Raw genomic sequence first — 26,873 nt, forward strand, 5'->3', positions numbered from 1 at the left:
GGGTCGGCCCGGCGTCGCCCGTACTCGCGCGCTCGCGGCCATAGCGAGCACTTCCCGCCGCGCTACGCGGGTAACCACGCCATAGCGGACCGAGCGGTCCACCCGGTGTGGCCTTCGTCACACCCGCCGTGATGGCCGGATCGTGCGCCCCCGCCGTGCGCCCGCGCACCCCCCTGAGCCCCCGCGCGGCGCCTTGCCAAGACGCCGGATAAGGTGCCGAGAGGCGAGGCCAGGGCGGGTCCCGCGGGAAGCGGAAGCGTGACGTGATGCAGACCAACTGGGCGGGGAACCTGACCTTCTCGGCGGCCGAAGTGCGCCGTCCGGCCACCGTGGCCGAACTGCGCGCCCTGGTGGCCGGCGCCCGCCGGGCCAAGGCGCTCGGCAGCGGCCACTCCTTCAGCGACGCCGCCGACACCGACGGCACGCTCCTCGACGTCGGCGCGCTGCCGGCCGAGATCGACATCGACACCGCCGCCCGCACCGTCCGGGTCGCCGCCGGCGTCCGCTACGCCGACCTCGCCGCGCACCTGCACGCGCACGGCTTCGCGCTGCCCAACATGGCCTCGCTGCCGCACATCTCCGTCGCCGGCTCGGTCGCCACCGGCACGCACGGCTCCGGCGACGCCAACGGCTCGCTCGGCACCGCCGTCACCGCCCTCGACCTCGTCACCGCCGACGGCTCGCTGCGCACCCTCAGCCGCGCCGCCGACGGCGACACCTTCGACGGCGCCGTCGTCGCCCTCGGCGCGCTCGGCGTCGTCACCCACCTCACCCTCGACCTGCGGCCCGACTTCGCGGTACGCCAGCAGGTCCGCACCGGCCTCGAACTCGCCGACGCGCTCGCGCACTTCGACGCGATCACGTCGGCCGCGTACAGCGTCAGCCTCTTCACCGACTGGCGCGCGCCGCGCTTCACGCAGGTCTGGCTCAAGCAGCTCGCCGACGCGCCCGCCGCCGACTTCCCGTGGGCCGGGCCCGCCACCGCCAAGCTGCACCCCGTGCCCGGCGTCGACCCGGTCCACTGCACCGAGCAGTTCGACACCCCCGGGCCCTGGCACGAGCGGCTGCCGCACTTCCGGCCCGGCTTCACGCCCAGCAGCGGCGAGGAGCTCCAGTCGGAGTACCTGGTGCCGCGCGCCCACGCCACCGCCGCGCTCACCGCCCTCGACGCCCTGCGCGAGACCGTCGCGCCGGTCCTGCAGATCTGCGAGGTCCGCACGGTCGCCGCCGACCGCCTGTGGCTCAGCCCCGCCTACGGCCGCGACACGGTGGGCCTGCACTTCACGTGGGTGGCCGACACCGAGGCCGTACGGCCGGTGCTCGGCGCGGTCGAGGCCGCGCTCGCCCCGTACGAGCCGCGCCCGCACTGGGGCAAGCTCTTCACCACCGAGCCGGCGCAGGTCAGGGCGCGCTACCCGCGCATGGACGACTTCCGGGCGCTGGTCGCCGCGACCGACCCGGCGGGCACGTTCTCCAACGCCTTCCTGGACCGGATGTTGCGCGCATGACCGAAATCCCGGCCGGACCGGTAAGGTCGTCGGCTGTGGAGGAGCTGGACCGGCAGATCGTGGAACTGCTCATGGCCGACGGGCGCATGAGCTACACCGACCTCGGCAAGGCGACGGGCCTTTCCACGTCGGCGGTCCACCAGCGGGTACGCCGCCTCGAACAGCGCGGGGTCATCCGCGGCTACGCCGCGATCGTCGACGCGGAGGCGGTGGGGCTGCCGCTCACCGCGTTCATCTCCGTCAAGCCGTTCGACCCCTCGGCGCCCGATGACATCCCCGAGCGGCTCGCGGAGGTCGCCGAGATCGAGGCGTGCCACTCCGTGGCGGGCGACGAGAACTACATCCTCAAGGTGCGGGTGGCCACGCCGAGCGAGCTCGAGCACCTCCTCGCGCGGATCCGCACCCTCGCGGGTGTCTCCACCCGCACGACGGTCGTCCTCTCCACCCCGTACGAGTCCCGCCCGCCCCGCATGTAGCCCTCCGGGCCGCCCCTTCCCGCGACGGCGGAACGGGGCAGGTCGGGGGGCGCCCGAGGGGTGGGGGAGGATGAGGGGATGCAGACGCGCGCTACCGGTGGAAAAGACCTCGTGGAGGGCGGGCCCTCCGAGGAGGGGACGACGTTGCTCCGGGGGGGCTTCGTGTACAGCCCCGCGGACCCGTTCGCGACAGCGATGGTCGTGCAGGGCGACACCGTCGCCTGGGTCGGCGGCGAGGCCGCCGCCGCGTCGTTCGCCGACGGCGTCGACCGCACCGTCGAGCTGGACGGCGCGCTCGTCACGCCCGCCTTCGTGGACGCGCACGTCCACGCCACCTCCACCGGGCTCGCCCTCACGGGGCTGGACCTCACGGGATGCCGCAGCCTGCGGCACGCCCTGGACCGGGTCGCCGCGCACGCGGCCACGCACCCCGCCGACCGGGTCCTCCTCGGGCACGGCTGGGACGAGACCGCCTGGCCGGAGGGCCGCGCCCCGAGCCGCGCGGAGCTGGACCGGGCCGCCGACGGCCGCCCGCTGTACCTGTCCCGTACCGACGTGCACTCCGCCGCCGTCACCGGCGCGCTGGCCGCCCTCGTGCCGGGCCTGGACGCGCTGCCCGGCCACGCCCCGCAGGGCCCGCTCACCCGCGACGCCCACCACGCCGTACGCGAGGCGGCCTACGCCGCCGTGACGCCCGTACAGCGCGACGCCGCCCAGCGGGCCGCCCTGGCGCACGCGGCGGCGCAGGGCATCGGCGCGCTGCACGAGTGCGCGGGCCCGCGGATCTCCTCGCAGGACGACCTCACCGCCCTGCTCGCGCTCGCCGCGCGGGGCGGCGGCCCCCGTGTGCTCGGCTACTGGGCCGAACCGGTCGCCGGCCCGCAGGACCTGGAGCGGCTGCGCGACCTGCGCGCGGCCGGCGCCGCCGGCGACCTGTTCGTCGACGGCTCCCTCGGCTCGCACACCGCGTGCCTGCACGCGCCCTACGCCGACGCCCCGGCGACCTCGGGCGTGGCGTACCTGGACGGCGAGGTGATCGCCCGCCACCTGCTGCTGTGCACGCAGGCAGGCGTCCAGGCCGGCTTCCACGCCATCGGCGACGCCGCCGTGGACAGCGTCCTGGCCGGTGTGCGCGCCGCCGCGCAGGCCCTCGGCGTCGAGCGGGTGCGCGCCCTGCGCCACCGCGTGGAGCACGCCGAACTGCTCTCGGACACCGCCGTCGCGGCCTTCGCCGAGTTCGGCCTCGTCGCGTCCGTGCAGCCCGCCTTCGACGCCGCCTGGGGCGGCCCGGACGGCATGTACGCCCAGCGGCTGGGCGCCGAGCGGGCCGCCGCCCTCAACCCGTACGCCGCCCTCACCCGCGCGGGCGTCCCGCTGGCGCTCGGCTCCGACAGCCCCGTCACCCCGCTGGACCCGTGGGGCACGGTCCGCGCCGCGGCCTTCCACCGCACCCCCGCCCACCGCGTCTCCGCCCGCGCCGCCTTCACCGCCCACACCCGCGGCGGCTGGCGGGCGGCCGGCCGCGACGACGCCGGCGTCCTGGTGCCCGGCGCGCCCGCCGACTACGCCGTGTGGCAGGTCGGCGACCTGCTCGTCCAGGCCCCCGACGAGCGGGTCGCGAACTGGTCGACCGACCCGCGCTCCGGCACCCCGGGCCTGCCCGACCTCACGCCCGGCGCCGACCTGCCGGTGGCGCTGCGCACCGTCGTCGCCGGCCGCGTCGTGCACCGGCGCCAGGAGCAGCCGAACGGGTGACACCCGGCGCCGCCCGATGCGGCCGAACGGTGTGCCCTGGCCCGGCAGCGGCGTGTCGCACCCGCCGGGCGCGGTCCGCACTGACCTGCTGATTTGGTGAAACCCCGCAGGTCACAGGGCTGTTGACAGTTGCCGGTCGAAGGCGAGTAGGTTCGGCGAAGTCCACCACAGGACGCCGAACCGGGGGTACTCGCGGTTGCGTCGACCGCCGCTGGGCCATGGGGTGTCGCGCCGCACGTGCACGCCGCCACTGGCAGCCAGGTCCAGCGCGCACGACGTGGAACGCGGCTCGCCAGTGGGCCTCTCCGCCCGTGAGGGTACGGAGGGTGAGCGCCGCCCGATCGGCAGGTGGGACCCGGGAAGGGCCCGGACGCCCAGTAGACAACGGCCTCGGTCGGACGCGCAGCCAGCGTGTCCCGGGTCGGCCCGAAGGGTGTCCGGGCCCGTTCCGCAGCACGCGGGGTTGGGGCACGGCGGTGTCGGGTGGGAAGCTTTGCCCACCGGCGGCTTGCCTTGGGCTCATGGCGAGGTACGGTCGCCTTCACCACCCCGCCACCTGCAGGAAGGCCCACACCGTGCGCCTGCGCCCCGAAGCCGCGACGGCAGCGCCCCCGGCGGACCCCGCCGTGCCGGAAACGGCCCCCGGCGCGGAGCCGGCCCCGCAGACCGCCACCGCGACCCGCAGCGGCACCGGCACCGGCTCCGGTAGTGGCCGGTCACCGGCCGAGGGCGGCGCGACTGCCGGTGAGCCCGCCGGCACCGCGGCCCCGCAGGCCGCCCCGCCCCGCCCCACCCGGCGGGCCCGGTTCGCCGCCGTGTCCCGCCGGATGGCCCGCAGCAGCGCGGTCGCCGCGGTCAGCGGCCTCGCGCTGGCCGCCGCCTTCCCGCCGTACGACATCTGGCCGCTGTCCCTGGTCGCCGTCGCCGCGTTCACGCTGCTGATGCGCGGCCGTACCGTCCGGCAGGGCGCGTGGCTCGGCTTCGCCTTCGGCTGGCCGTTCTTCATCTGGCTGCTCCAGTGGCTGCACACCGTCGGCTGGGACGCCGTCGTCGGCCTCGCCGCGATCGAGGCGGGCTTCCTGGCCGTGCTCGGCGCCTGCACGGTGCCCGTCATGCGGCTGCCGGGCTGGCCGGCGTGGGCGGCCTGCCTGTGGGTGACCGAGGAACTGGCCAGGGACCGGCTGCCGTTCGGCGGCTTCCCGTGGGGCCGGCTCGCCTTCGCCAACACCGGCTCGCCCTTCACCCCGCTGGCCGCGCTCGGCGGCGCCCCGCTGGTGACCTTCGCGGTGGCCCTCAGCGGCACGCTGCTGGCCGCGGCGGCGCTCGCCCTGGCCCGGCTCCGCCCGGACCCCCGCGACCTGCGTACGGCCCTGTCCGCGGGCGCCGCGCTCGCGCTGTCCGCGGCGGTGCTGCTGGTCGGCCTGCTCGTGCCGCTGCCGACGAACGCCACCGACCACGTGCGGATCGCCGTCGTGCAGGGCAACGTCCAGCAGCCCGGCCTGCACTTCCTCGGCCGCCCGATGATGATCCTCGACAACCATGTCCAGGCCACCCTCAAGCTCGCCGCCGACATCAAGTCCGGCAAGGTGCCCAAGCCCGACCTGGTGCTGTGGCCGGAGAACTCCTCCGACCTGGACCCCTTCACCCACCCGGAGGCGTACGACAAGATCACCCAGGCCGTGCAGGCGGTCGGCGTACCGGTCCTGGTGGGCGTGCTGGTCGACGGGCCCGACGCCGACCACGTGCAGAACGAGGGCATCGTCTGGGACCCGGTCAAGGGCCCCGGCGCGCACTACACCAAGCAGCACCCGGTGCCGTTCGGCGAGTACGTGCCCTTCCGCAAGGAGCTCACCAAGGTCATCAGCCGGCTCGACGAGATCCCGCGCGACTTCTACCCCGGCAGGACCACCGGCGTGCTGCAGATCGGCCCGGCCCGGCTCGGCGACGTGATCTGCTTCGAGGTCGCCTACGACGGCATCGTGCGCGACACCGTCAACGCCGGCGCCCGCGCCATCGTCGTCCAGACCAACAACGCCACCTACGGCAGGACCGGGCAGCCCGAGCAGCAGCTGGCGATGTCCAAGCTGCGCGCGATCGAGCACGGCCGGGCCGTCGTCACCGCCGCGACCAGCGGAATCAGCGCGATCGTCGCTCCTGATGGCAAGATCGAGCAGCGCAGCAAGGAATTCACGCAGGAAGTGCTGGACGCCGACATCCCGCTGCGCGACGGCACGACGCTCGCCGATCGCGTCGGTGCGGCACCCGAGTGGACTCTCGCTATGGTGGGGCTCCTGTCCTGTGCGGCTGCCGTCGCGCTCGGCAGGCGCGAGCGCACCCGCACGGCGAAAGGGCACGAACAGCAGTGAACGACGGCGAGCAGCGGACCTACCGGCCGCTGGGCAAGGTCCTGGTCATCATCCCGACCTACAACGAGGCCGAGAACGTCGTGCCCATCGTGCGGCGGGTGCGGGCCGCGGTGCCGGAGGCCGAGATCCTCGTCGCCGACGACAACAGCCCCGACGGCACCGGCAAGCTCGCCGACGAGCTGTCCGCGGCCGACCCGGCCGTGCACGTCCTGCACCGCAAGGGCAAGGAGGGCCTGGGCGCCGCCTACCTCGCGGGCTTCCGCTGGGGCATCGACCACGGCTACGACGTGCTCGTCGAGATGGACGCCGACGGCTCCCACCAGCCCGAGGAGCTGCCGCGGCTGCTCACCGCGCTCAAGGGCGCCGACCTGGTGCTGGGCTCGCGCTGGATCCCCGGCGGCCGGGTGGTCAACTGGCCCAAGAGCCGCGAGTACATCTCCCGCGGCGGCAGCACGTACTCCCGGCTGATGCTCGGCGTCACCATCCGCGACGTCACCGGCGGCTACCGGGCCTTCCGCAAGGAGACGCTGCTCGGCCTCGGCATGGACGACGTGGCCTCGGCCGGCTACTGCTTCCAGGTCGACCTCGCCTGGCGCGCGGTGAAGGCCGGCTTCCACGTGGTGGAGGTGCCGATCACCTTCGTCGAGCGCGAGCGCGGCGACAGCAAGATGAGCCGCAACATCGTCGCCGAGGCGTTCCTGCGGGTCACCGCGTGGGGCATGACCGCCCGGGCCGGCCAGCTCACCGGCCGCAGGCCCGCCCCGGGCGACGAGCCCGGCGTCCGCGCCGCCGACCCCGCGGAGCCCGCCCCGCCGGCGGCCCCGCCCGCCGGCAGCCCCTCGGTGCCCGCACCCGCGGGCGAGGCGCCGATCGAGCGGCCGTCGCAGAGCCCGAGCTAGCGATTCCGGTACGGGGCCGGGTCCGCGCTCCGGTCCAGGCTCCGGCTCATTTCAGGATGTTCACCGCCCGCGCCACCACCAGCACCACCGTCAGCAGCGACACCGCGGACTGCGCCAGCATCAGCGCCTTCGCCCACCGCGTCACCGGCATGACGTCGGTCGGGCTGAAGGCGGTGGAGTTGGTGAAGGACAGGTAGAAGTAGTCGAAGAACGCCGGCTCCCAGTGCGGCGGGGCGAGTTCCGGCGACTGCATCTGGACGAACAGGAAGTCCGGTACGTCCCGCTCGCCGCCGGCGCGGGCGGCCGGGCCGCCGCGGTCCAGCTCCCAGTACAGCAGCGCGAAGATCACGATGTTGGTGAGCCAGATCGCGCCGCCGGTCAGCAGCAGCGGACCCGCCGACGACCCCTCCGTACCGCGTACCAGCCCCGCGACCAGCCGCACCGCCGCATAGGCGTTGGCGCCGCCGATCACCAGCGCGAGGGCCAGCTCCAGCGCGCGGATGACGCGGGAGCTGCGCTCGATGCGGTGCGGGTTGCCGATGACCAGGGCGACCAGCAGCACCAGCTCCACGGCCGGCATGAGCCACTGCGGGTGCACCGAGAGCCGGGCCGGCAGCGCGAGCTGGATCACCACCACGGCCGCCACCGCGGTCGTCGAGGCCCACCGGGGCTCGCCCCGGGTGACCCGGCGCCACGCGGGCTCCAGGCCGTGCGCGGCGGCGGGTTCCGCGGAAGTGGGGGAGGGGCCGCGAGCGGGATCGGGCGGGGGATCGGGCGGGGTGTGCGTCACGCGGCACATCGTGGCGTTCCGGGCGGGCCGCAGTCCAACCGGAGCGGCCCCTGCCGACCCGGCCTTTACCCGCTCTTTGGCACACTTGAGCTATGACGACGCGTTCACCGGACCCCTTCCGCCCGGGCCAGGAGCAGCCGGGCCCCGGTCAGCCGGGCTCCGGTCCGGCAGGCGGCCCCGGGCAGCGGCCCCGCAGGTCCCGGGCCCGTACGGTGGTGCCGCTCGCGGTCGCGGCCTGGGCGGTGCTGGAGATCTGGCTGCTGACCGTGGTGGCCTCGGCCACCAGCGGGCTCGTCGTGCTGCTGTGCATCATCGCCGGGTTCGTGCTGGGCGCCATGGCCGTCAAGCGCGCCGGGCGCAGCGCATGGCGCAACCTCACGGCGGCGGTCACCCCGCCGGGGGAGGCCGAGCAGCCGCCGCCGCCCACCGGCGGCGGGCGCACGGGCCTGCACATGCTGGGCGGGCTGCTGCTGATGATCCCCGGCTTCGTGTCGGACGCCGCCGGGCTGCTGCTGCTCTTCCCGCCGACCCGCAGGCTCGTCGGCGCGCTGGCCGAGCGCGCCACCCGCCGGTCGCTGCGCCGCCACCCGGGCAAGGAGCAGCCCGGATCGCTCGGCGACTTCTTCCAGCAGGCGCAGCAGGCCGGCGAGCAGGCCCGTATCCACCGCCCGGACGGCAAGGTCATCCCGGGCGAGGTCATCCACCGCGACCACTGACGTACGCCCCTCGCGGGCGTGCGCCGTGCGGACATGCCGTGCGGACATACGGCCGCCCGGCCGGGGAACGCAACGCTGCGTCCCGCGCCGGGCGGGAGAATCCGAGCCGTCCCCCCTGCTGAGGTCAGGCGGTCTTGCGGTTGTCGCGCGGGTGCACCGCGATGTTCATCGCGCCGGAGCGCAGCACGGCCAGCCGCTCGGCCAGCACTTCCTCGAGCTCTTCGAGGGTGCGCCGCTCCATCAGCATGTCCCAGTGCGTACGCGCGGGCTTGGTGGTCTTCTCTTCCGGGCCTTCGCCGTCCACCAGCAGCGCGGTCTGGCCGCAGGCGCGGCACTCCCACTCCGGCGGAATCTCGGCCTCGACCGAGAACGGCATCTCAAAGCGATGTCCGTTCCGGCATGCGTACTCAACGGTCTGGCGCGGGGCCAGATCGATACCGCGGTCGGTCTCGTAGCTGGTGGCCCCGAGTCGCGTGCCGCGGAGAGCTCGCTCACTCATGAATCGTGCCTCCCGGGCTTGGTCGCCCACAGGACAGGTGTCGCTGTCGTCGTCATCCGGTCAACGTCCGGTCGGCGGTGAAGATTCCCGTGAAGGGACATGCGTCGCCCGTCGTGTCGCCCCTGTTTGTACCCACCGGCGCCCGGTTTGTCACATCTGGGGGAAGATGTCACCCGGTGTTGTCATATCTTTCCCGTGCAGTAACGGTCAACCGATCGAGCCAACCGCGTACACTACCGCGCCGCGGGCTCCGGAGCTAAATCGTGTCCGCCATCGCGCGCCCCTGCGTCGCGGCGCCCCCGGTGGCGGTGACAGTGCGCGTACCCGGGCCCAGGCCGCCGAAAACCCGCAGGAAGAACTGCGCGAGCGGGCCGATCGTCAGCGCGTAGAGCACCGTGCCGATCCCCACCCCGCCGCCCAGCAGGAAGCCCGCGACCAGCACCGTGACCTCGATCCCGGTGCGGATCAGGCGCAGCGACCTGCCCGTCCTGCGGTGCAGCCCGGTCATCAGCCCGTCGCGCGGTCCCGGGCCGAAGCGGGCCGCGATGTACAGGCCGGTGGCGGCGCCGTTGAACAGCACGCCGGCCAGCAGCAGGGGTATCCGCACGCCCAGGGCCTCCACGTGCGGCACGACCGCGCAGGTCGCGTCGATCGCCGCGCCGACCAGGACGACGTTGGAGACCGTGCCGAGGCCCGGGCGCTGCCGGATCGGCCACCACAGCAGCAGGACGGCCGCACCGACGAGAATGGAGACATTGCCGATGGCGATGCCGGTGTGCTTCGCCAGGCCCTGATGGAAGACGTCCCAGGGGTCCAGGCCGAGTTCCGCGCGGATCACCAGGCCGTCGGTCACGCCGTACAGGAGCAGGCCGGCGTAGAGCCGGACCAGGCGGTCCACCGGCAGCGGGCCGCGGGGGCGGAGCGACGGGAGAAGCGACGAAAGTGGACGAAGCGGCGACAACGGAACCCCCCAGGCTGGTCATGTGCACGCGCATGACACTCTGTGGCCTGTAAGGCGACGCCAACCAGAGCCAATCCGCGGAAGGTGGACTGAATTCCATGTCGCAGTGGACCGCGTCGGTGAGTGCGGCGCATCTGGCCCGGCTCCTCCAGCCCGGACCCGCCACGGCGGGCGGCGGCGGCCGTAAGCTCCCCGCCTACCGCGGGCTGGCCGACGGGGTGCGGCTGCTGGTCCTCGAAGGCCGGGTCCAGGTCGCGGCGCGGCTGCCCGCCGAGCGCGAACTGGCCCTCGCGCTCGGTGTGAGCCGGACCACGGTCGCGGCGGCGTACGAGGCGCTGCGCGCCGAGGGCTTCGCGCGCTCCCGGCGCGGCGCGGGCAGCTGGACCGCGGTCCCCGAAGGCCACACGCTGCCGCACCGCGCGCTCGAACCGCTGCCGCCGGACGCCGCCGGCTCCGTCATCGACCTCGGCTGCGCGGCGCTGCCGGCGCCCGAGCCGTGGCTGACCCGGGCGATGCAGGGCGCGCTGTCCGAGCTGCCGGCCTACGCGGCCACGCACGGCGACTTCCCCGCCGGGCTGCCCGTGCTGCGCGAGGCCATCGCCGACCGCTACACCGCGCGGGGCGTGCCGACGATGCCCGAGCAGATCATGGTGACCACCGGCGCGATGGGGGCGATCGGGGCCGCGGCCCGCCGGGTGGCCGGGGTCGGCGAGCGGGTCGCCGTCGAGGCGCCGAGCTACGCCAACGTCCTGGAGCTCTTCCGGGAGACCGGCGCGCGGCTGGTGCCGGTGGCGCTGCGCGAAGGGCTCGGCGGCTGGGACATGGCCGCCTGGCGGCGGGTGCTGCGGGACGCGGCGCCGCGGATGGCGTACGTCATGCCCGACTACCACAACCCCACCGGCACGCTGGTCGGCGACGAGCAGCGGCGCGAGCTGGTCGAGGCGGCGCGGGCGGCCGGCACGGTGCTCGTCGCCGACGAGACGATGGCCGAGCTGACGCTCGACGGCCAGGAGCCGGGCGTACGGCCGATGGCCGCGTTCGACCGCGGCGGGACCGTGATGACGGTCGGCTCGGCGAGCAAGGCGGTGTGGGCGGGGCTGCGGATCGGCTGGGTGCGCTCGACGCCCGACGTGGTCCGCCGGCTGGTGTCCGCGCGCGCCTACCTCGACCTGGGCTCGCCGGTCATCGACCAGCTCGCCGTGGCGTGGCTGCTGCGCGGCGGCGGCTGGGACCAGGCGCTCGCCACCCGCCGGCAGCGCGCCCGCGAGTGCCGCGACGACCTCGCGGCAGCCCTGCGCGAGCACACCCCCGGCTGGGACTTCACCGTGCCGCGCGGCGGCATGACGATGTGGGTGCGCACCGGCGACGTCTCCGGCTCCCGGGTCGCCGTCGCCGGCGAGCGCCTCGGCGTCCGGGTCCCCTCGGGCCCGCGCTTCGGCGTGGACGGCGCGTTCGAGTCCTACGTCCGCATCCCCTTCACCGTCAGCAACCCCACCGCCTCCGAGGCCGCCGCCCGGCTCTCCGCCGCCGCGAACGTCGTCCGCTCCGGCGGCGCCCCCGACGCCGAGCCCTCGGGCCTGTTCGTGGCCTGACGCCGAGCACCGCGGCGGCGCGGGCGCGGCCCGGGGCGGACGGGGCGCGCGGGATCTGGGCCGGGTGGAGCAAGGAGGGGTCACACCATGGGGTGGGGGGCGGCGTGGTGTCGCGGGAGGCCCGCCCGCAGCGCATTGGCGTTCATATGGTGAGCGTATGAGAGACCGCCGCGTAGCTCAGAACCGTCGCCGCGTCGTCACCGCGCTCCGTGCGGCCTGCGCGGCCTGCTGCCTCGGCGCCCTCGCGGTCGCGCCGGGAGCGAGCGCCGCCGCGGCCCCCGGCGGCACGGGCGACGGGAGCCCCGGCAAGCTCATCGGCGGGGCGCTGCTCGCCGAGCCCGGCGTGCATGTCGCCGACGACGCCCCGCCGCTGCCCGACGGCCTGTCCGCCCTGTCGTGGACGGTCTCCGACGCCCGCACCGGCCAGGTGCTCGCCGCCAAGAACGCGCACCGCGAACTGCCGCCCGCCTCGACGCTGAAGACCCTGTTCGCCCTCACCGTGCTGCCCCGCTTCCCCGCGGACGAGACGCACAAGGTCACCGACGACGACCTGCTCGGCATCGGCGAGGGCAGCAGCCTGGTCGGCGTCCAGGCGGGGCAGACGTACACCGTCGCCGACCTGTGGCGCGGGGTCTTCCTCGCGTCGGGCAACGACGCCGTGCACGTCCTGGCGCACATGAACGGCTCGGTCGCGCTGACGGTCTCCCAGATGCAGGCCAGGGCCCGGATGATGGGCGCCGACGACACGCATGTCGTCTCCCCGGACGGCTACGACAACCCCGGCCAGGTCTCCTCCGCCTACGACCTCGCGCTGTTCGCCCGCGCGGGGCTGGCCGACCACGACTTCGCCGCCTACGCCTCGACGGCCGAGGCGCAGTTCCCCGGCGGGTACGACGCCCAGGGCGTCTACGTGAAGTCCTTCGGCATCCAGAACACCAACCGGCTGCTGACCGGCGCGCAGGGCGTGCACCCCTACCCCGGGCTGATCGGGGTCAAGAACGGCTACACCACCAACGCCGGCAACACCCTGGTCGCCGCCGCGAAACGGGGCGGCAGGACGCTGATCGTGACGGTGATGAACCCGCAGTCCGGGCTGCCGCAGGCGGTGTACACCGAGGCCGGCAAGCTGCTGGACTGGGGCTTCGAGGCGGCCGGGCACACCGCCTCGGTCGGCACGCTGAACGCCGAGCCGACCGCGTACCAGCTCAAGAGCGCGGTGGTGCGGGCCCCCGCGTCGGCCGGGCAGCAGCAGGCGAAGCAGGCGCACGGGCAGGAGTCGCGCCCGGCGCCGGCCGCGCACACCTCGCGCGAGGACAACACCAGCGCCCGCGCCTGGTACGTCGGCGGCGGGCTCGCCGTGCTCGCGGCCGGCTCCGTCCTGCTGCTGCGCCGCCGCACCGGCCGCGGACGCTGACCCCGCCGGGCCCGGGGGCTCGTCCGCGGACGGTTCCGCGTGCTACAGTGCGGACAGCACTTCTCTGCGCCCGCCTCTTCGCGGCGCCGGTGCTGGTTCCGAAGTCCCGCCCCGCCCGACGGCTCGTCCGTCCGGCCCGGCGGATTCTCCTCCTCGCGGTAACCCCGGGCGTGATCCGCTCCGGTGCGCACCCGACGCCCTGGCGGCATGCCGCGGCACGGGCTCGCGGGTGAGGTCCGCGGTCCGCGGAGCGTGAGGTCTTCCGCTCGCGCCGCAGCCTCCCTCCACCCCCTGCATCTCTTCGCTCATTTCTTTCCACGCACGTCCGTGAAAGGACGACTCCCCATGACCGACATTCTCGAACGGCCGGACGTCCGGCCCCGGACGGCCGCCCCGGTGGCGGGCGTCCTCGACATCCACGGCGGCCAGGGCCGATTGCGCGGCCGGGCCCTGCACGCCTCCCCCTCCGACGTCCAGGTCTCCGCCGCGCAGATCCGCGCGGCCGGCCTGCGCAAGGGCGACCTCGTCGAGGGCCTGGCCGGGAAGCCCGGCGCACTCGGCGAGGTGCTGCTGGTCAACGGCCGGCCCGCCGGGCAGCCGCGGCCGAGGTTCGCCGACCTGACGCCGCTCCACCCGCGCGAGCGGCTGCGGCTGGAGAGCGCCGGGCTCAAGGGCTCGGGCGCGCTGTCCGGCCGGCTGATGGACCTCTTCTCGCCGGTCGGCAAGGGGCAGCGCGGCCTGATCGTCGCGCAGCCCAAGGCCGGCAAGACCGTCGTGCTGCAGAACGTCGCCGCCGCGATCGCCGCCAACCACCCGGAGTGCCACCTGATGGTGGTGCTGCTCGACGAGCGCCCGGAGGAGGTCACCGACATGGTCCGCAGCGTGCGCGGCGAGGTGTTCTCCTCGACCTTCGACCGGCCCGCGAAGGAGCACATCGCGCTCGCGGAGCTCGCGGTGGAGCGGGCCAAGCGGCTGGTGGAGCTGGGGCAGGACGTGGTGATCCTGCTGGACTCGCTGACCCGGCTGTGCCGGGCGCACAACACCGCGGCGGCCGGCAGCGGCCGTACGCTCAGCGGCGGGGTGGACGCCGCCGCGCTGACCGGGCCCAAGCGGCTGTTCGGCGCCGCCCGGCTGGCCGAGGAGGGCGGCTCCCTGACGATCCTGGCGACCGCGCTGGTGGACACCGGCTCGCGGGCCGACACCTTCTTCTACGAGGAGCTCAAGGGCACCGGCAACATGGAGCTGATCCTCGACCGCGCCCTGGCCGAGCGCCGGGTCTTCCCGGCGATGGACGTGACCGGGTCCGGCACCCGGCGCGAGGAGCTGCTGCTGGCGCCGGGCGAGCTGGCGGTGGTGCGCGGCCTGCGGCAGGCGCTGCACGGGCGGGACGCGCAGTCCGCGCTGGACGTCCTGCTGGAGCGGATGCGGCAGACGCCCGACAACGCGTCCTTCCTGCGCCTGGTGCAGGGCACCGTCCCGCAGCGCGGCTGAGCGCCCCCGGAGCCGCGCCCGGTGCCGCCCCCGGAGCTGCCCCCGGCGCCGGGACCGGCGTAAATCCGGTGGAAAGCGCGGCGCGGTCCCGGTGATGATCGGCCGTATGGACGCGACGGGGCGGGCGGATACGGCGACGGTCGAGGACTTCCTGCGGGACGGCTTCGTGAAGATCGAGGGGGCCTTCGACGCGCGGACCGCGCGCGAGTGCGCGGACCTGCTGTGGCGGGAGACCGGCTTCGACCGCGACGACCCCGCGACCTGGACGCAGCCGGTGCGGTGGGTCGGCGACATGCCGCAGCCGCCCTTCGCCGCCGCCGTCGACACCCCCGCCCTGCATGCCGCGTTCGACCTGCTCGTGGGCCCCGGGCGATGGGTGCCGCGGCGCTCGCTCGGCGCCTTCCCGCTGCGTTTCCCGCACCCGGACGAGCCGGACGACGCCGGCTGGCACATCGACGGCAGCTATCTGCCGGACGGCGAGACCTGGTATTTCGCGAACGTCCGCTCCCGGGACCGGGCGCTGCTGATGCTGTTCCTGTTCTCCGAGGTCACCGAGGACGACGCGCCGACCAGGATCCGGGTCGGCTCGCACCTGGACGTGCCCCCGGTGCTCGCGCCGTACGGCGAGCAGGGCGCCTCCATCCTGCGGATCGCCCGCCGGCTGGTCGAGGCGAGCGCGCACCGCCCGGTGGCCCTGGCCACCGGCCGGCCGGGCGACGTCTACCTGTGCCATCCCTTCCTGGTGCACGCCGCCCAGCCCCACCACGGCAGCCGGCCGCGCTTCCTGGCGCAGCCGCCGCTGCATCCGGCGGTGCCGCTGGAGACCGAGCGGGCCGACGGGGCGTACTCGCCGGTGGAGCTGGCGATCCGGCAAGGTCTCGCCGGCCGCGGCGGCCCCGTGGGCATCGGTTAGCGTGCCGGCATGCTGCACGGACGGGACGGGGAAGCGGCGGAGCTGCGCGCACTGCTGGACGGGGCGCGGGCGGGACGCAGCGGGGTGCTGGTGCTGCGCGGTGAGGCCGGGATCGGCAAGACCGCGCTGCTGGAGGAGGCGGTCGCCGCGGCGGCCGGCATGACGGTGGTGCGCGGCTCGGGCGTCGAGTTCGAGGCGGAACTGCCCTTCGCGGGGCTTCAGCTGCTGCTGCGACCGGCGATGGGCGCGGTGGACGCGCTGCCCGGGCCGCAACGGCGGGCGCTACGGGCGGCGTTCGGGCTCGCCGGCGAGGGCGACGGCGCGGGTGCGGGTGCGGGCGAGCCGATGTTCGTCGGCCTCGCGGTGCTGTCGCTGCTGTCGGAGCACGCGGGCGACGGGCCGCTGCTGTGCGTCGTGGACGACGCGCAGTGGCTGGACCGGGCGTCGGCGGACGCGCTGCTGTTCGCCGCCCGGCGGCTGGACGCGGAGGGCGTCGCGATGCTCTTCGCGGCGCGCGACGGCGAGGGGGCGTTCACCGCGCCGGGGCTCGCCGAGCTGCGGCCGGCGCCGCTGGACGAGGCGGCGGCGCTGGCGCTGCTGGCGGAGCGGCAGGCGCCGATGGCCGAGGCGCTGCGCGGCCGGGTGCTGGCCGAGGCGCAGGGCAATCCGCTGGCGCTGCTGGAGCTTCCGGCGGGCCTGCGGGAGTCCGCCGCGACAGCGGTCGTACCGGGGTCGCTGCCGCTGACCAGCCGGCTGCAACTGGCCTTCCACGGGCGGGTCAGCCATCTGCCGCGGGCCACGCAGACGCTGCTGCTGGTGGCCGCCGCCGACCATACGGGCGAGCTGGGCACGGTGCTGCGGGCCGCGGCCGGGCTCGGCGCGGACGTCGCGGACCTGCCGCCCGCGCAGGAGGCCGGGCTGGTGGCGGTGGAGGGCACGGCGCTGCGGTTCCGCCACCCGCTGGTGCGGGCCTCGATCCACCAGCGGGCGCCGCTGCCGGAGCGGATCGCCGCGCACCGCGCGCTGGCGCAGGCCGCCGACCCGGACCGCGACCCCGACCACCGGGCCTGGCACCTTGCCGCGGCGGCGACCGGCCCGGACGAGGCGGTCGCCGCCGCGCTGGAGCACACCGCGGGCCGGGCGCGGGAACGCAGCGGCCACACCGCCGCGGCCTCCGCGTACGACCGCGCGGCGCGGCTGAGCACCGACCCGGCGGGCCGGCTGCGCCGCCTCCTCCAGGCCGCGGAGTCCGCCACGGAGGCCGGCGAGCTGCCCCGCGCCCGCGCCTTCGCGGAGGAGGCGGCACGGCTGGCGGCACGGGCGGGGGCCGGCACCACGGGCGGCGGGTCCGGTGGGGGCGGGGACGCGGCCGTCGCGCGGACGCTGCATGTGCGCGGGCTCGCCGACTTCCTCGAAGGCGACTTCCCCGGGGCGCACCGGCTGCTCACCGAGGGCGCGGCGCTGGCGGCGACGGCCGATCCCGCGCGGGCGGCCCGGATGCTGGTGCAGGCGACGCACACGGCCTGGTATCTGGGCGCCGAGGAGGTCGTCGCGACGGTGGAGCGGCTGGACGCGCTGCGGCTGCCGCCGGACGCGCCGATACGGCCGGTCGCCCGGTTCCTGGTCGCGGCGCTCGGCGCGGGGGCGGCCGTACGGGTGCCGCCGGCGGTCGGGGAGGCCGCGGCGGCGGCGCGGGCGGCGCGCGGCGGCCGGGTGGACCCGCGGGACCTGGTGATGCTGTGCGGGGTGGGCCTGGCGCTCGGCCAGGACGCGCAGGCGCACGAGCTGACCTCGCAGCTCGCGGCCGAGAGCCGGGAGAGCGGCGGGGTGGGCCGGCTCACCACGATCATGTTCTTCCGCGCCGAGGCGGAGATCTTCGACGGCCGCTACGACGCCGCCGCCACGACCGTGCTGGAGGCGCTGCGGATCGCCGAGGACACCGGCCAGCGGCAGTGGGTCAGCCAGCTCAGCAGCGCGCTGGCGCATGTCGCGGCGGTGCGCGGCGACGAGCAGGAGTGCCGCCGCCGGGTGGACGCGGCGCTCGCCGGCGGCTCGGGTGCCGCGATGGCGCCGGGCGCGCCCTGGGCGTACTGGTCGCAGGGGCTGCTGGAGCTGGGCCTGGGGCGGGCGCAGGCGGCGCTGGAGCGGCTGGCGCTGCTCGGCGAGGAGTCGGTGCGGCACCACATCTGCGCCACCCGCAGCGTGCCGGACCTGGTGGAGGCGGCGGTGCGGCTGGGCGTGCCGGAGCGCGCGGACGCCTCCTTCGGCCGGTTCCAGGCGTGGGCGGCGCGCTCGGGCCAGGGCTGGGCGGCGGCGCTGGTGGCGCGCTGCCGGGCGCTGCGGGCACCGGAGGCGGACGCCGAGGCGTACTACCGCGACGCGCTCGCCGCGCACGACCCGCACCGGCGGGCGATGGAGTCGGCCCGCACGAGCCTGCTGTACGGCGAGTGGCTGCGCCGGGCGCGGCGCAAGAGCGAGGCGCGGGTGCAGCTGCGCGCGGCGCTGGACACCTTCGAGCGGCTGGGCGCGGCCCCGTGGGCGGAGCGGGCGCGCGGCGAGCTGGGCGCGGCGGGCGGCGCGGCACCGGAGGCGGCGCGGGCGGCGGGCCCGGTGGACGCCGAGGCGGGGCTGACGCCGCAGGAGTCGCAGATCGTGCGGCTGGCGGCGGAGGGCCTGTCGAACAAGGACATCGCCGCCCGGCTGTTCCTGAGCCCGCGCACGGTCGGCTACCACCTGTACAAGGCCTATCCCAAGCTCGGCGTCGTCTCGCGCGGCGAGCTGGCGGGGCTGTTCGGCTGAGCGCCCCGGGGGACGGCGGTGCCCGCCCGGTCGGGGTGACCGGGCGGGCACGCGGGTTCCGGGGCGGGCCCGGGCTCAGATGGTGACGCCGTGCGAGGCCAGGTAGGCGACCGGGTCGATGTCCGAGCCGTAGTACGGCGTGGTGCGCACCTCGAAGTGCAGGTGCGGGCCGGTGACATTGCCGGTGGCGCCGGAGATGCCGATCTCCTGGCCCTCGGTGACGGTCTGGCCGACCGAGACGACCGGGCGGGTCAGGTGGCCGTACAGGGTGTACTTGCCGTCGGCGTGCTTGATGATCACGTCGTTGCCGTAGGCGCCGTCCGCGCCGGCCTGCACGACGGTGCCGGCGGCCACGGAGTGGACCGGGGTGCCGCTCCAGACGAGGAAGTCCACGCCGGTGTGGTAGCCGGAGGACCACATCGAGCCGCCGGCCTTGTAGCCGGTGCCGATGGCGGCGTCGCCGACCGGCTTGGTGTAGCCGGTGTCCACGGCCTTCTTGACCGCGGCGGCCGGGGCGGCCTTCTTCGCGGGAGCCGGCGCGGCCTTCTTGGCCGCCGGTGCGGGCGCGGCCTTCTTCGCCGGGGCCTTCGCGGCAGCCTTCGCCGGGGCCGGTACGGCCTTGGCCGGCGCGGTGTTCAGCGTGAGGTGCTGGCCGGGGCGGATCAGGCTCGGGTTGGCGCCGATGACCTTCTTGTTGGCCTGGTAGAGGGCCTTCCAGCCGCCCTTGACGTGGTGGGTGGTGGCGATCTTCGCGAGCGTGTCGCCGCGGACCACGGTGTAGTCGTGGGCCTTGGCGGAGGTCGCGGCCGGCGCCTTGGCGGGCTCGGCGGCGGAAGCCGACTGGGCGATGCCGACCAGCGGGATCGTGACGGCGGCGGCGCCGGTGCCGGCGACGACGCACACCCGGGTGAGGCGGTTGAGCGAGCGGGGCTTGCGGTGCTGACCCTTAGCGGGCATGGGAATTCCTCTCCTGCGCCTGCGAGGTGAGCTGTCGGGTTCGGGCAGGAGTTGCCCGGCCGCGGCCGTCCGTCCGCGCGGTCCGTTCCCGGTCGCGCGCCGGCGGCGGCACGGCTTCACCCCGAGCCGTCCGGATGTCCGGGCGGCGGCTTACCTGGGTCCCCCGCTCCTGCCCTTTCGGTGCTCGGTGTCGCTGCGCCGGGGCGGCGGCAGGATTCGGCGTTCCGCCCGGCGGTCGGCGCGGGCGTCCGGCCCGCGGTACGGCGAAGCTAAGCGACCCCGCGAGCGACGGGCAAGCAAACCCGGCATGCGGTACCTTTCCGCCCTTACCGGCGGTCACCGCCTGTGATCGGGCGGCGGCTTTCCGCGTACGGGTCCGTCACCGCGGGTCGACCGGCGCGGCACGCACGGCGAGATTCCGGCCCGTGCGGTGACCGTCCGCGACGCCCGCCCAGCGCGGGGTGGCCGGTCCGTGAGACGGGTCACGGGAGCGTCCGGAAGTGACCCGCATCACCGTGAAATGCCCGAATTGCAGCGGTATTTCCGATATACGAAACATGTCGGTCGCAGTGCCGCGGCCGGCGTCAGTACGTCCCCGGCGGCCCGCCGATCCGGGCGTCCAGGGTGCGGGCGAGCCGGTAGCCGACCGGCCGGAAGCCGACCGCCGGCCAGTGCCCGGCCGCCAGCGGCGAGGCGGAGTGCCAGCGGGCCGACATGTAGCGGTGGCCGTTGTCGTACGCCCAGGCCAGCGCGGTGGCCAGTAGCACCCTGCTGATGCCCTCGCCGCGCGCGGACGGCTCCACGTATGCCTCCGCCAGCTCCACGCACGACTCCGGCACGACCGGGTCGGGGGTCGCCGGCACGACGACGACCATGGCGATCTCCTCGCCGCGCCGGGAGGCGATCCAGGCGCCGCAGCGCGGATCGGCGAGCGCGTCGGCGTACCGCAGCCGCAGGGCGGCGAGCGCGCCCTCGGGCTGCGGCTGGAAGACCGCGGACTCGCGCTGCCGGCGGGCGGACTCGGCGGCCATCCGGCCGATCTGCGGCAGGTCGCCGGGGCCGGCCCGGCGGATGCCCAGGCCCTCGACGCCGCGCGGCTGCCGGCCCCGGGCCTTGACGGCCATCAGGCCCTGCACCAGCTCGCGGCCGAAGCCGAGGTCGGACCAGGGGGCGGTGGCGATGTCGCCGGCGGGCACCTGCACGTAGTGCACCAGGCGGCGGTCGGCGACCAGCCGCTCGGCGACCTTGGCGTACAGCGAGCGCAGCACCTCGGTCTCCCGGCCGCCGGGCAGCGCGTGGCCGCCGTACGGGACGAGGGCCGAGCGCGGGTGGGTGCGCAGGGCCGCCGGGTCGTCGGGGGTGAGGGTGACGGGGCGGGCGGCGAGGTAGCCGATCATGTTGCCGTCGGCGTCGAGGGCGCGCAGCGCCTCAAGGCCGGGGACCGCCTGGAGCTTGCCGAGCAGTTCCGCGCCGCGCACCGGTCCGTCGGCCAGCCAGGAGCGCTGCGAGGGCGGGCGGCGGGCCCGCGCGAACCAGCGGTCGTAACGCTGCACGGCCAGGGGTATGTGGTCGGGGGTCAGCGGCGCGGTGGCGACAGTCATGGTGGTCGTGGACGCTAGCGGGGCGCGCGGCCCCACGGCAAGGCGGAGCCTGGTCGTCCAGCTCATCCGGCCGGCCCGCCCGACCACGCCGGATGCCGCGGGTCGTCGGCCCGCACCACGACGTCGGCGCTCTCCTCGGGCAGCACCTCGCGCTCGTAGCGCGCGTACGCCGGCAGCGTCCACCGCTCGGCGGGGTCGGTGCGCCGCTCCAGGGCGGCGGGCGTGAGCCGCAGATGCACCGTCAGGTCCAGCGGCAGCCCCTGGCCGAGCAGCAGCGGGCCGTCCAGCACCAGGACGCCGCCGGGCGGCAGTTCGACGTACTCCGCCCGGGTGGAGCGGTCGGTCGCCGGGTCGCGCAGCGACGGCAGGGCCCGGCCGTCGCCGCCGGGGCCGAGCCGGTCCAGGACCTCGCGGCGCAGGGCGCCGGTGTCCAGCCACAGCTGGTAGTACGCGTCCACGTCCTCGTGCCCGTACTCCAGGCGCAGCGACGCCGGCCGCCAGAAGCCGGCCGCGCGCACCCGCAGGACCGGACGGCCGAGCGCGGGCAGCGCCTGCGCCAGCGCGTCGGCGAGGTCCGCGGTGCCGGCGGCGGGCGCGCCGTCCACCGCGACGCGCCACCAGGGGCCGGCGGGCGGCTCGGTGGTCGCGATCCGCTCGGCGAGGGCGGCGGCGAGCCGGGTCCTGCTGATCGGGGTGAGCTGCACACGGCCATCCTGCCGGAACCAGGGGCCGGGGCGGCGGGCGGCCCCGGCACCCACCCCCGTGGGGGAAATCCGCTACAAATCACCCATTTGCCGCCGAGCGGGATTCATGACTTTTTGTGACCCTGGAAGAACTCATGGTGACCGTCCCCCTCACCCAGGAGAAAGCCCATGATCCTGTCCATTTCCGGCGTCGTCCTGCTCGGCGTCATCGTCTTCCTCTTCTTCCGCAAGGACGGGCTGAAGGCGTCCCACGGCATCGTCAGCGCCCTGTTCGGCTTCTACCTGGCGAGCACCGCCATCGCCCCCAGCATCACGGCGGGCGGTGCGAGCCTGGCCAGCCTGCTGGGCGGGATCAAGATCTAGCCGGCCGTCCCGGCGGACGGCGCATCCCCTCAGGGTCACACCTGGGACCTTCACCCCCCTGGCCCGGGAGCGGTCACCCGCTCCCGGGTCGCTTTCACCTCCATGGAGCAGTCGTGGCCAGGCGTCCCCTTCCCAGCATCCTCAGCAGCCGTCCCGCGCTCGTCCGCGGTCGCGACCTGGCGCGCAGCGCCGCCGACGGGGCCACGGACGTGCTGCACCCGGTGCTGACCATCGCCCGCGGCATGCGCCGCCAGGTGGCCTGGGCCGGCAGCTGGTGGGGCCGCACCCCCAAGGACCGCCGCGGGCCGGCGCTGCTGCTGGCCGCCGCCGGTGTCGTGGTGCTGGTGATGATGCCGTACGGGCCGCTGCTGGCCGTCGCGGCGGTGCTGGCCTCGGCGGCGTGGATGGGCCGCGACCGCACGGCCTCCGCGCCGGCCGGCCCGGGGCAGGCCGAGACGGCGCGCCTGCAGGCGCTGTACGAGGCGCTGGTGCCGTATCTGTCCGACCCGGCGGACCCCGCGCCGCTGTACGCGTACGACGGCAGCTGGGACAAGGCGTTCACCGCGTACGACTTCGAGGGCGGGCGGCTGGCGCGGCTGCACCTGCGCTACCCGGCGTATTTCACCGACGGCGAGGCCGACGCGCGCGCCCGGGTGGAGCAGCTGCTGCACGCCAAGGCCGGCCGCGGGCGCGAATACCGCTTCGACTGGAACGAGGAGGAGAACCACCTCACCCTGACCGCGCTGCCGCCGCTGGCCACCGACATCGTCGCGCAGCGCTTCGTCACCGCCCCGGGAGAGACGGTGCTCGGCTTCACCGACGCCGACGCGGTGGCCCGTACGGTGCCGGTCGCCGCCGGCGAGTGCGGCGAGGGCCGGGACGCGCCGCCGGTGGTGTGGCGCACCGGCGCCCGCTCCACCGAGCCGCACCTGCTGGCGCTCGGCCAGCCCGGCACCGGCACGACCAGCCTGCTGCGCTGCGTGGCGCTCCAGTCGCTGGTGCACGGCGACGTGGTGATCGTCGACGGCAGCGGCACGGGCGAGTACGCGTGCCTGGCCGGCCGGCCCGGCGTGCTCGCCGTCGAGGATTCGGTGCTCGGCGCCGCCGCGACGCTGGAGTGGGCGGCGCACGAGACCGAGCGGCGGCTCGTCGCGGTCAACCGCGCGCGGCAGGAGGGCCGGCCGGTGGAAGAGGACGCGCGGCGCCCGCTGTGGATCCTGGTCGACCGGCCGACCTCGCTGAGCCAGCTCGCGCTCGCCGAGGGCCGTCCCGATCCGCAGCTGCTGCTGGACGTGCCGCTGCGGCACGGGCGGGCGGTGAACGTCGCGGTCGCGGTGGCCGACCAGCTCGACGCGACGGAGTCGCTGGCGCCGTGCGTGGTGGCCCACACCCGGGCCCGGGTCGTCCTCGGCCGGCTCGCCCCGGAGCACGTCGAGGCCGTGCTGGGCGCCGCGCAGCGCACCACGCCCGCCGCGGAGGTCCCCCCGGGCCGCGGCTACGCCCGCCTCGGCACCGGGCCCGTCCTGCGCCTCCAGGTCCCGGCGACGCCCGACCCGTACGACGAGGAGACCTCCCCGGCCCACCGCGCGGCCGTCCTCGCCCTCCTCCCGGGCACGCCCCCGCCCCCGGCCGAGGAGGTCCCGGCGCCCGCGGCCCCGGAGCCCGCGTCCCTGCGCAAGGACGTCATCCGCACGGTGGCCGACCTGACCTAGCGCCGGGTTGCTTCGACAGCCCGAGACGAGTCCCCGGACTCCCCGGAGTCCCCGCAGCCCTGCCGGGGGAGGCCCGCTGCCCTACGCCGCCGAGCGCAGGGACGCCAGCAGGCGGTGGGAGTCCAGCAGCCGGCGGCGGTCGTAGGTGCTGGTCGTCACCAGGAATTCGTCGGCCCGCGAGCGTTCGAGCAGGGACGTCAGGGCGGGGGCGACCTGCTCGGGGGTGCCGGCGAGATGGCCGGCCAGGGCGGCGGTGAAGCGGTCGCGCTCCGCCGGGGCCATCGGGCGGGCCTCGATCGCCTCCGGCGGCAGGAGCGGGGGGAAGACGCCGTGCGTACGGGAGTACGCGGTGGACCACGCCTCGGACAGGAGCAGCCGGTGGGCCTCGGCCGCGGTGGGGGCGAGGGCGACCGTGCCGGACAGGGTGACATGCGGGGCCGCGGCCCACGGGGAGGGGCGGAAGGCGGCCCGGTAGCCGGCGACGGCCTTGAGCATCGCCTCCTCGCCCCGCACCGCGGCGACCACCAGCGGCAGCCCGAGCCGCGCGGCGATCTGTGCCCCGCTGCCGGTCGCCAGCACGAAGGGCGCCGGCCGCAGGCCCTCCGCCGGCCAGGCGTGCACGCCGGGGTGCGCGGGGGAGCCGCCGGTGAACCAGCCGAGCAGCTCGGCGATCTGCTCCTCGAAGCCGTCCGCCGCGTCCTTGCCGCGGCCCAGCGCCTTGCGCACGCCGTCGGTGAAGCCGACCGAGCGGCCCAGGCCCATGTCGATCCGGCCGGGGAAGAGCGCTTCGAGCACCCCGAACTGCTCGGCGACGACCAGCGGCTGGTGGTTGGGCAGCATCACCCCGCCGGTCCCGACCCGGATCCGGCTGGTCGCCGCCGCGACCGCCGCGGCCAGCACGGTGGGCGCCGAGCCCGCGACGCCGGGCACGGAGTGGTGCTCGGAGACCCAGAAGCGGTGGTAGCCCAGCGCCTCGGCCTCCCGCGCCAGCGCCACCGTGTCCCGCAGCGCCCGCGGGGCGTCCTCGCCCTCCCGCACCCGGGAGCGGTCCAGGATCGACAGCGGCGTGTCGCGCAGTACGGAACTCACCCTCATTGCAACGCCCCCGCCCGCCGGTGATTCCCGGTGGGGGCGCACGCGCCCCCGGCGTCCGTGCGCCCTTGTGGCGCGCCCGGGGCGGTTCTACTCTGTGCCCGCCCGCGCATCACGGGCGCACCACAGCCCGGGCCGCGCGGCGCCGGGCCGGTCCGGAGAGGACGCGTGCCATGGCCTTACGCGGGCGCCACCGCCGTTACCGACCGAGCAGGGTCTCGCAGGCCTCGCTGACCGTCACCGCGGGCGGCGCCGGACTCGCGCTGCCGCTCATCGGCCTGAGCAGCGCGCACGCCGAGAGCGCCGGGGTGTGGGACAAGGTCGCCAACTGCGAGTCGTCCGGCAACTGGCACATCAACACCGGCAACGGCTACTACGGCGGTCTGCAGTTCACCTCCTCCACCTGGAAGTCCTTCGGCGGCGCCGGCTACGCCCCGCGCGCGGACCTCGCCACCAGGAACGAGCAGATAGCGGTCGCCGAGCGGGTGCTGCGCAGCCAGGGCCCCGGCGCCTGGCCGGTGTGCTCCAAGCGCGCCGGGCTCACCCGCGAGGCGGCCACCGCGTCGCACACCGTACGCGTACCGGCGGCCAAGATCCGCCAGGTGACCGCGCACCCGGCGAAGGCGCCCGCCAAGGCCCAGCAGCCCAAGCCGCAGCACCCCAAGGCCCCGGCCGGCAAGCCCGCCCAGAAGCCGGCCGCGGCCAAGAAGCCCGCCGCCCAGGACCACTACACCGTGGCCTCCGGCGACACCCTGTCCGGCATCGCGGCCGACCGGCACGTCAGCGGCGGCTGGCCGCAGCTCTACGCCGACAACCGCGCGGTCGTCGGCTCCGACCCCGACCTGATCTTCCCCGGCCAGCGGCTCGCCCTGGGCGCCCCGCCCGCGAAGCCCGCGGCCGAGCCGGAGACCGAGGCCGTACCGAAGGCGCAGCCCAAGCCCGCGGCCAAGCCCGCCGCCAAGCCCGCGCCGAAGAAGACCGCGACGCCCGCGGCGCACACCGTGCACACCAAGCCCGCCGCCGCGCCGCACACCGGCGGCTACACCCTGCCGGTGCACGCCCCGCTCGGCACCGGCTACCAGGCGTCGGGCAGCCACTGGGCCAGCGGCCACCACACCGGGCAGGACTTCCTGGTGCCCACCGGCACCGCCGTGCACGCGGTCGCCGCGGGCAAGGTCGTCACGGCCGGCTGGGGCGGCTCCTACGGCTACCAGGTGGTGATCCGCCACCCGGACGGCCACTACAGCCAGTACGGCCACCTCTCGCAGATCTCCGTCAAGGTGGGGCAGCAGGTCAACGAGGGCCAGCGGATCGCCCGCTCCGGCTCGACCGGCAACGCCACCGGGCCGCATCTGCACTTCGAGATCAGGACCGGCCCGGTCTACGGCGACGACATCGACCCGCTGAACTACCTGCGCGCTCACGGTGTGAAGATCTGACCTTCGCCATCGCCGCCATCGCCGCCATCGCCGCGGTCGCCGCCGTCGCCGCCCCCGCGCGGCCCGGCGGTGACCCGGTCGGCGTACCGGCCCAGCACCGGCAGCACCGCGCTCAGCCAGAAGCCGGCGAAGAGCCAGCCGCCCAGCACGTCGGTCGGCCAGTGCACGCCCAGCCAGACGCGCGAGCCGCCCACCGCGAGCGCGACCGCCGCGCACAGCGCCGCGAGCAGCCGCCCGCGGGCCCCGGGCCACGCGCGCAGCAGGCCCCAGCCGAGCAGCCCGGCGGCCATGGCGCTGGAGGCGGTGTGCCCGGAGGGGAAGGAATAGCTCGTCGCGTGCGCCGCGAAGTCCGCGGCGGGCGGCCGGGCGCGGTGCAGCGAGACCACCAGCAAAGTCCGCAGCGACTGCCCGCCCAGCAGTGCGACCCCGGCGACCACCGCGACCCGCAGCCCGCCCCGCACGGTGCGACCGCCCGCCAGCCACCCGCCGAGCACGGCGGCCAGATACGGATACGGTCCCGTCCCCACCGCGGTGACGGCGCGCGCGGCGTCCACCGAGGCGCCCGGGCGGTGCTCCACCGCCCACCGGTGCAGCCCCGAGTCGAGGCCGTCCGGCCCGGCGCGGCCGGCCACGACCCACGCCAGCACGCCGAAGGCGAGCGCGAAGGCGGCGGCGAGGACGGTGGGCACGAGCACCCGGCGCCGCCGCGTCCGTCCGCCGTCCACCGGCGCGTCCCCTTCCGGATGACTACAACTGTGTAGTCACTTTACGCCGCGGCCGGTCCCGCGCAGGGCGGAGCCGGCCGCCCCGCGCGGGAAGCCGGACC

At 75.9% G+C, this 26,873-nt stretch carries 22 protein-coding genes; 14 read left to right on the forward strand and 8 right to left on the reverse strand.

What is annotated here, in order from left to right; translation table 11 throughout:
• The first annotated feature begins 266 nt into the window (after nucleotides 1-266).
• From HCN08_RS12285 to HCN08_RS12305, 5 genes are all read left to right on the forward strand, one after another.
• Nucleotides 267-1,508, forward strand: coding sequence for an FAD-binding protein (locus HCN08_RS12285; protein WP_167983027.1), 1,242 nt, complete (start codon nucleotides 267-269; stop codon nucleotides 1,506-1,508).
• A gap of 35 nt (nucleotides 1,509-1,543) precedes the next feature.
• Complete coding sequence (locus HCN08_RS12290) at nucleotides 1,544-1,984, forward strand: Lrp/AsnC family transcriptional regulator (protein WP_322974406.1); 441 nt, start codon at nucleotides 1,544-1,546, stop codon at nucleotides 1,982-1,984.
• A 78-nt stretch (nucleotides 1,985-2,062) separates the two neighbouring features.
• The gene (locus tag HCN08_RS12295; RefSeq protein WP_167983029.1) at nucleotides 2,063-3,739 is read left to right on the forward strand and encodes an amidohydrolase; all 1,677 of its coding nucleotides are present in this window, start codon (nucleotides 2,063-2,065) and stop codon (nucleotides 3,737-3,739) included.
• Nucleotides 3,740-4,260: 521 nt separating this feature from the next.
• On the forward strand, nucleotides 4,261-6,105 hold the full coding sequence (gene lnt, locus HCN08_RS12300; protein WP_407648747.1) for an apolipoprotein N-acyltransferase: 1,845 nt from the start codon (nucleotides 4,261-4,263) through the stop codon (nucleotides 6,103-6,105).
• The gene (locus tag HCN08_RS12305) at nucleotides 6,102-7,004 is read left to right on the forward strand and encodes a polyprenol monophosphomannose synthase (protein WP_167983030.1); all 903 of its coding nucleotides are present in this window, start codon (nucleotides 6,102-6,104) and stop codon (nucleotides 7,002-7,004) included. Before lnt ends, HCN08_RS12305 begins: the two co-directional genes overlap by 4 nt.
• A gap of 46 nt (nucleotides 7,005-7,050) precedes the next feature.
• On the opposite strand, the gene HCN08_RS12310 is transcribed toward HCN08_RS12305, so the two are convergent.
• Entirely contained in the window at nucleotides 7,051-7,794 is a 744-nt protein-coding gene (locus tag HCN08_RS12310; RefSeq protein ID WP_240970018.1) for a hypothetical protein, read from the reverse strand.
• Between the two features lie 92 nt (nucleotides 7,795-7,886).
• Between HCN08_RS12310 and fxsA the strand changes: the two genes are divergently transcribed.
• A complete protein-coding gene (gene fxsA, locus HCN08_RS12315; protein WP_167983032.1) occupies nucleotides 7,887-8,510 on the forward strand; it encodes an FxsA family membrane protein in 624 nt (207 codons plus the stop codon).
• Nucleotides 8,511-8,634: 124 nt separating this feature from the next.
• Here the strand turns inward: fxsA and HCN08_RS12320 are convergent, their stop codons facing one another.
• Nucleotides 8,635-9,009, reverse strand: coding sequence for an RNA polymerase-binding protein RbpA (locus HCN08_RS12320; RefSeq protein ID WP_031517570.1), 375 nt, complete (start codon nucleotides 9,007-9,009; stop codon nucleotides 8,635-8,637).
• 256 nt (nucleotides 9,010-9,265) lie between these two features.
• A complete protein-coding gene (gene yczE, locus HCN08_RS12325) occupies nucleotides 9,266-9,907 on the reverse strand; it encodes a membrane protein YczE (protein WP_322974400.1) in 642 nt (213 codons plus the stop codon).
• Nucleotides 9,908-10,068: 161 nt separating this feature from the next.
• On the opposite strand from yczE, the gene yczR reads away from it, so the two are divergent.
• From yczR to HCN08_RS12350, 5 genes are all read left to right on the forward strand, one after another.
• The gene (gene yczR, locus HCN08_RS12330; protein ID WP_167983033.1) at nucleotides 10,069-11,562 is read left to right on the forward strand and encodes a MocR-like transcription factor YczR; all 1,494 of its coding nucleotides are present in this window, start codon (nucleotides 10,069-10,071) and stop codon (nucleotides 11,560-11,562) included.
• A 157-nt stretch (nucleotides 11,563-11,719) separates the two neighbouring features.
• A complete protein-coding gene (locus HCN08_RS12335; protein ID WP_167983034.1) occupies nucleotides 11,720-12,976 on the forward strand; it encodes a D-alanyl-D-alanine carboxypeptidase family protein in 1,257 nt (418 codons plus the stop codon).
• A gap of 345 nt (nucleotides 12,977-13,321) precedes the next feature.
• Nucleotides 13,322-14,467 carry a transcription termination factor Rho gene (gene rho / locus HCN08_RS12340; protein WP_167983035.1) on the forward strand — a complete coding sequence of 382 codons (1,146 nt, stop codon included), beginning with the start codon at nucleotides 13,322-13,324 and terminating at the stop codon, nucleotides 14,465-14,467.
• 106 nt (nucleotides 14,468-14,573) lie between these two features.
• Nucleotides 14,574-15,380 carry a phytanoyl-CoA dioxygenase family protein gene (locus HCN08_RS12345; protein WP_167983036.1) on the forward strand — a complete coding sequence of 269 codons (807 nt, stop codon included), beginning with the start codon at nucleotides 14,574-14,576 and terminating at the stop codon, nucleotides 15,378-15,380.
• A 9-nt stretch (nucleotides 15,381-15,389) separates the two neighbouring features.
• Entirely contained in the window at nucleotides 15,390-18,179 is a 2,790-nt protein-coding gene (locus HCN08_RS12350; protein WP_167983037.1) for an AAA family ATPase, read from the forward strand.
• Nucleotides 18,180-18,254: 75 nt separating this feature from the next.
• On the opposite strand, the gene HCN08_RS12355 is transcribed toward HCN08_RS12350, so the two are convergent.
• The 3 genes from HCN08_RS12355 to HCN08_RS12365 all read right to left on the reverse strand — a co-directional run bounded on the left by HCN08_RS12355 (nucleotide 18,255) and on the right by HCN08_RS12365 (nucleotide 21,441).
• The gene (locus HCN08_RS12355; protein WP_167983038.1) at nucleotides 18,255-19,136 is read right to left on the reverse strand and encodes a M23 family metallopeptidase; all 882 of its coding nucleotides are present in this window, start codon (nucleotides 19,134-19,136) and stop codon (nucleotides 18,255-18,257) included.
• 584 nt (nucleotides 19,137-19,720) lie between these two features.
• A complete protein-coding gene (locus HCN08_RS12360) occupies nucleotides 19,721-20,737 on the reverse strand; it encodes a GNAT family N-acetyltransferase (protein ID WP_167983039.1) in 1,017 nt (338 codons plus the stop codon).
• 62 nt (nucleotides 20,738-20,799) lie between these two features.
• A complete protein-coding gene (locus tag HCN08_RS12365) occupies nucleotides 20,800-21,441 on the reverse strand; it encodes a nucleoside/nucleotide kinase family protein (protein WP_167983040.1) in 642 nt (213 codons plus the stop codon).
• Between the two features lie 168 nt (nucleotides 21,442-21,609).
• Here HCN08_RS12365 and HCN08_RS12370 point away from each other — a divergent pair, with 168 nt between their 5' ends.
• Nucleotides 21,610-21,804, forward strand: a complete 195-nt coding sequence (locus HCN08_RS12370) for a hypothetical protein (protein WP_167983041.1) — start codon at nucleotides 21,610-21,612, stop codon at nucleotides 21,802-21,804.
• 113 nt (nucleotides 21,805-21,917) lie between these two features.
• The gene (locus tag HCN08_RS12375; protein WP_167983042.1) at nucleotides 21,918-23,516 is read left to right on the forward strand and encodes a hypothetical protein; all 1,599 of its coding nucleotides are present in this window, start codon (nucleotides 21,918-21,920) and stop codon (nucleotides 23,514-23,516) included.
• A gap of 81 nt (nucleotides 23,517-23,597) precedes the next feature.
• Here HCN08_RS12375 and HCN08_RS12380 read toward each other — a convergent pair whose 3' ends face one another.
• A complete protein-coding gene (locus HCN08_RS12380) occupies nucleotides 23,598-24,611 on the reverse strand; it encodes an LLM class flavin-dependent oxidoreductase (RefSeq protein WP_167983043.1) in 1,014 nt (337 codons plus the stop codon).
• A 170-nt stretch (nucleotides 24,612-24,781) separates the two neighbouring features.
• Between HCN08_RS12380 and HCN08_RS12385 the strand changes: the two genes are divergently transcribed.
• Nucleotides 24,782-26,047 (forward strand): transglycosylase family protein, encoded by a 1,266-nt coding sequence (locus HCN08_RS12385; RefSeq protein WP_167983044.1) that lies wholly within the window; start codon nucleotides 24,782-24,784, stop codon nucleotides 26,045-26,047.
• Here HCN08_RS12385 and HCN08_RS36545 read toward each other — a convergent pair.
• Nucleotides 26,029-26,772, reverse strand: a complete 744-nt coding sequence (locus HCN08_RS36545; protein ID WP_167983045.1) for a phosphatase PAP2 family protein — start codon at nucleotides 26,770-26,772, stop codon at nucleotides 26,029-26,031. The two genes, HCN08_RS12385 and HCN08_RS36545, sit on opposite strands and share 19 nt — an antisense overlap.
• Nucleotides 26,773-26,873 lie beyond the last annotated feature (101 nt).

The sequence above is a fragment of the Actinacidiphila epipremni genome (genome assembly GCF_012034175.1).
GTDB classification, from domain to species: domain Bacteria; phylum Actinomycetota; class Actinomycetes; order Streptomycetales; family Streptomycetaceae; genus Actinacidiphila; species Actinacidiphila epipremni.

Coding starts and splice junctions, on each gene's coding strand:
- HCN08_RS12385 (WP_167983044.1), top strand. CDS start 24,782: ATGGCCTTACGCGGGCGCCACCGCCGTTACCGACCGAGCAGGGTCTCG.
- HCN08_RS12320 (WP_031517570.1), bottom strand. CDS start 9,009: ATGAGTGAGCGAGCTCTCCGCGGCACGCGACTCGGGGCCACCAGCTAC.
- HCN08_RS12380 (WP_167983043.1), bottom strand. CDS start 24,611: ATGAGGGTGAGTTCCGTACTGCGCGACACGCCGCTGTCGATCCTGGAC.
- HCN08_RS12285 (WP_167983027.1), top strand. CDS start 267: ATGCAGACCAACTGGGCGGGGAACCTGACCTTCTCGGCGGCCGAAGTG.
- HCN08_RS12295 (WP_167983029.1), top strand. CDS start 2,063: ATGCAGACGCGCGCTACCGGTGGAAAAGACCTCGTGGAGGGCGGGCCC.
- HCN08_RS12350 (WP_167983037.1), top strand. CDS start 15,390: ATGCTGCACGGACGGGACGGGGAAGCGGCGGAGCTGCGCGCACTGCTG.
- HCN08_RS12370 (WP_167983041.1), top strand. CDS start 21,610: ATGATCCTGTCCATTTCCGGCGTCGTCCTGCTCGGCGTCATCGTCTTC.
- rho (WP_167983035.1), top strand. CDS start 13,322: ATGACCGACATTCTCGAACGGCCGGACGTCCGGCCCCGGACGGCCGCC.
- HCN08_RS12355 (WP_167983038.1), bottom strand. CDS start 19,136: ATGCCCGCTAAGGGTCAGCACCGCAAGCCCCGCTCGCTCAACCGCCTC.
- fxsA (WP_167983032.1), top strand. CDS start 7,887: ATGACGACGCGTTCACCGGACCCCTTCCGCCCGGGCCAGGAGCAGCCG.
- lnt (WP_407648747.1), top strand. CDS start 4,261: ATGGCGAGGTACGGTCGCCTTCACCACCCCGCCACCTGCAGGAAGGCC.
- HCN08_RS12335 (WP_167983034.1), top strand. CDS start 11,720: ATGAGAGACCGCCGCGTAGCTCAGAACCGTCGCCGCGTCGTCACCGCG.
- HCN08_RS12360 (WP_167983039.1), bottom strand. CDS start 20,737: ATGACTGTCGCCACCGCGCCGCTGACCCCCGACCACATACCCCTGGCC.
- HCN08_RS12345 (WP_167983036.1), top strand. CDS start 14,574: ATGGACGCGACGGGGCGGGCGGATACGGCGACGGTCGAGGACTTCCTG.
- yczR (WP_167983033.1), top strand. CDS start 10,069: ATGTCGCAGTGGACCGCGTCGGTGAGTGCGGCGCATCTGGCCCGGCTC.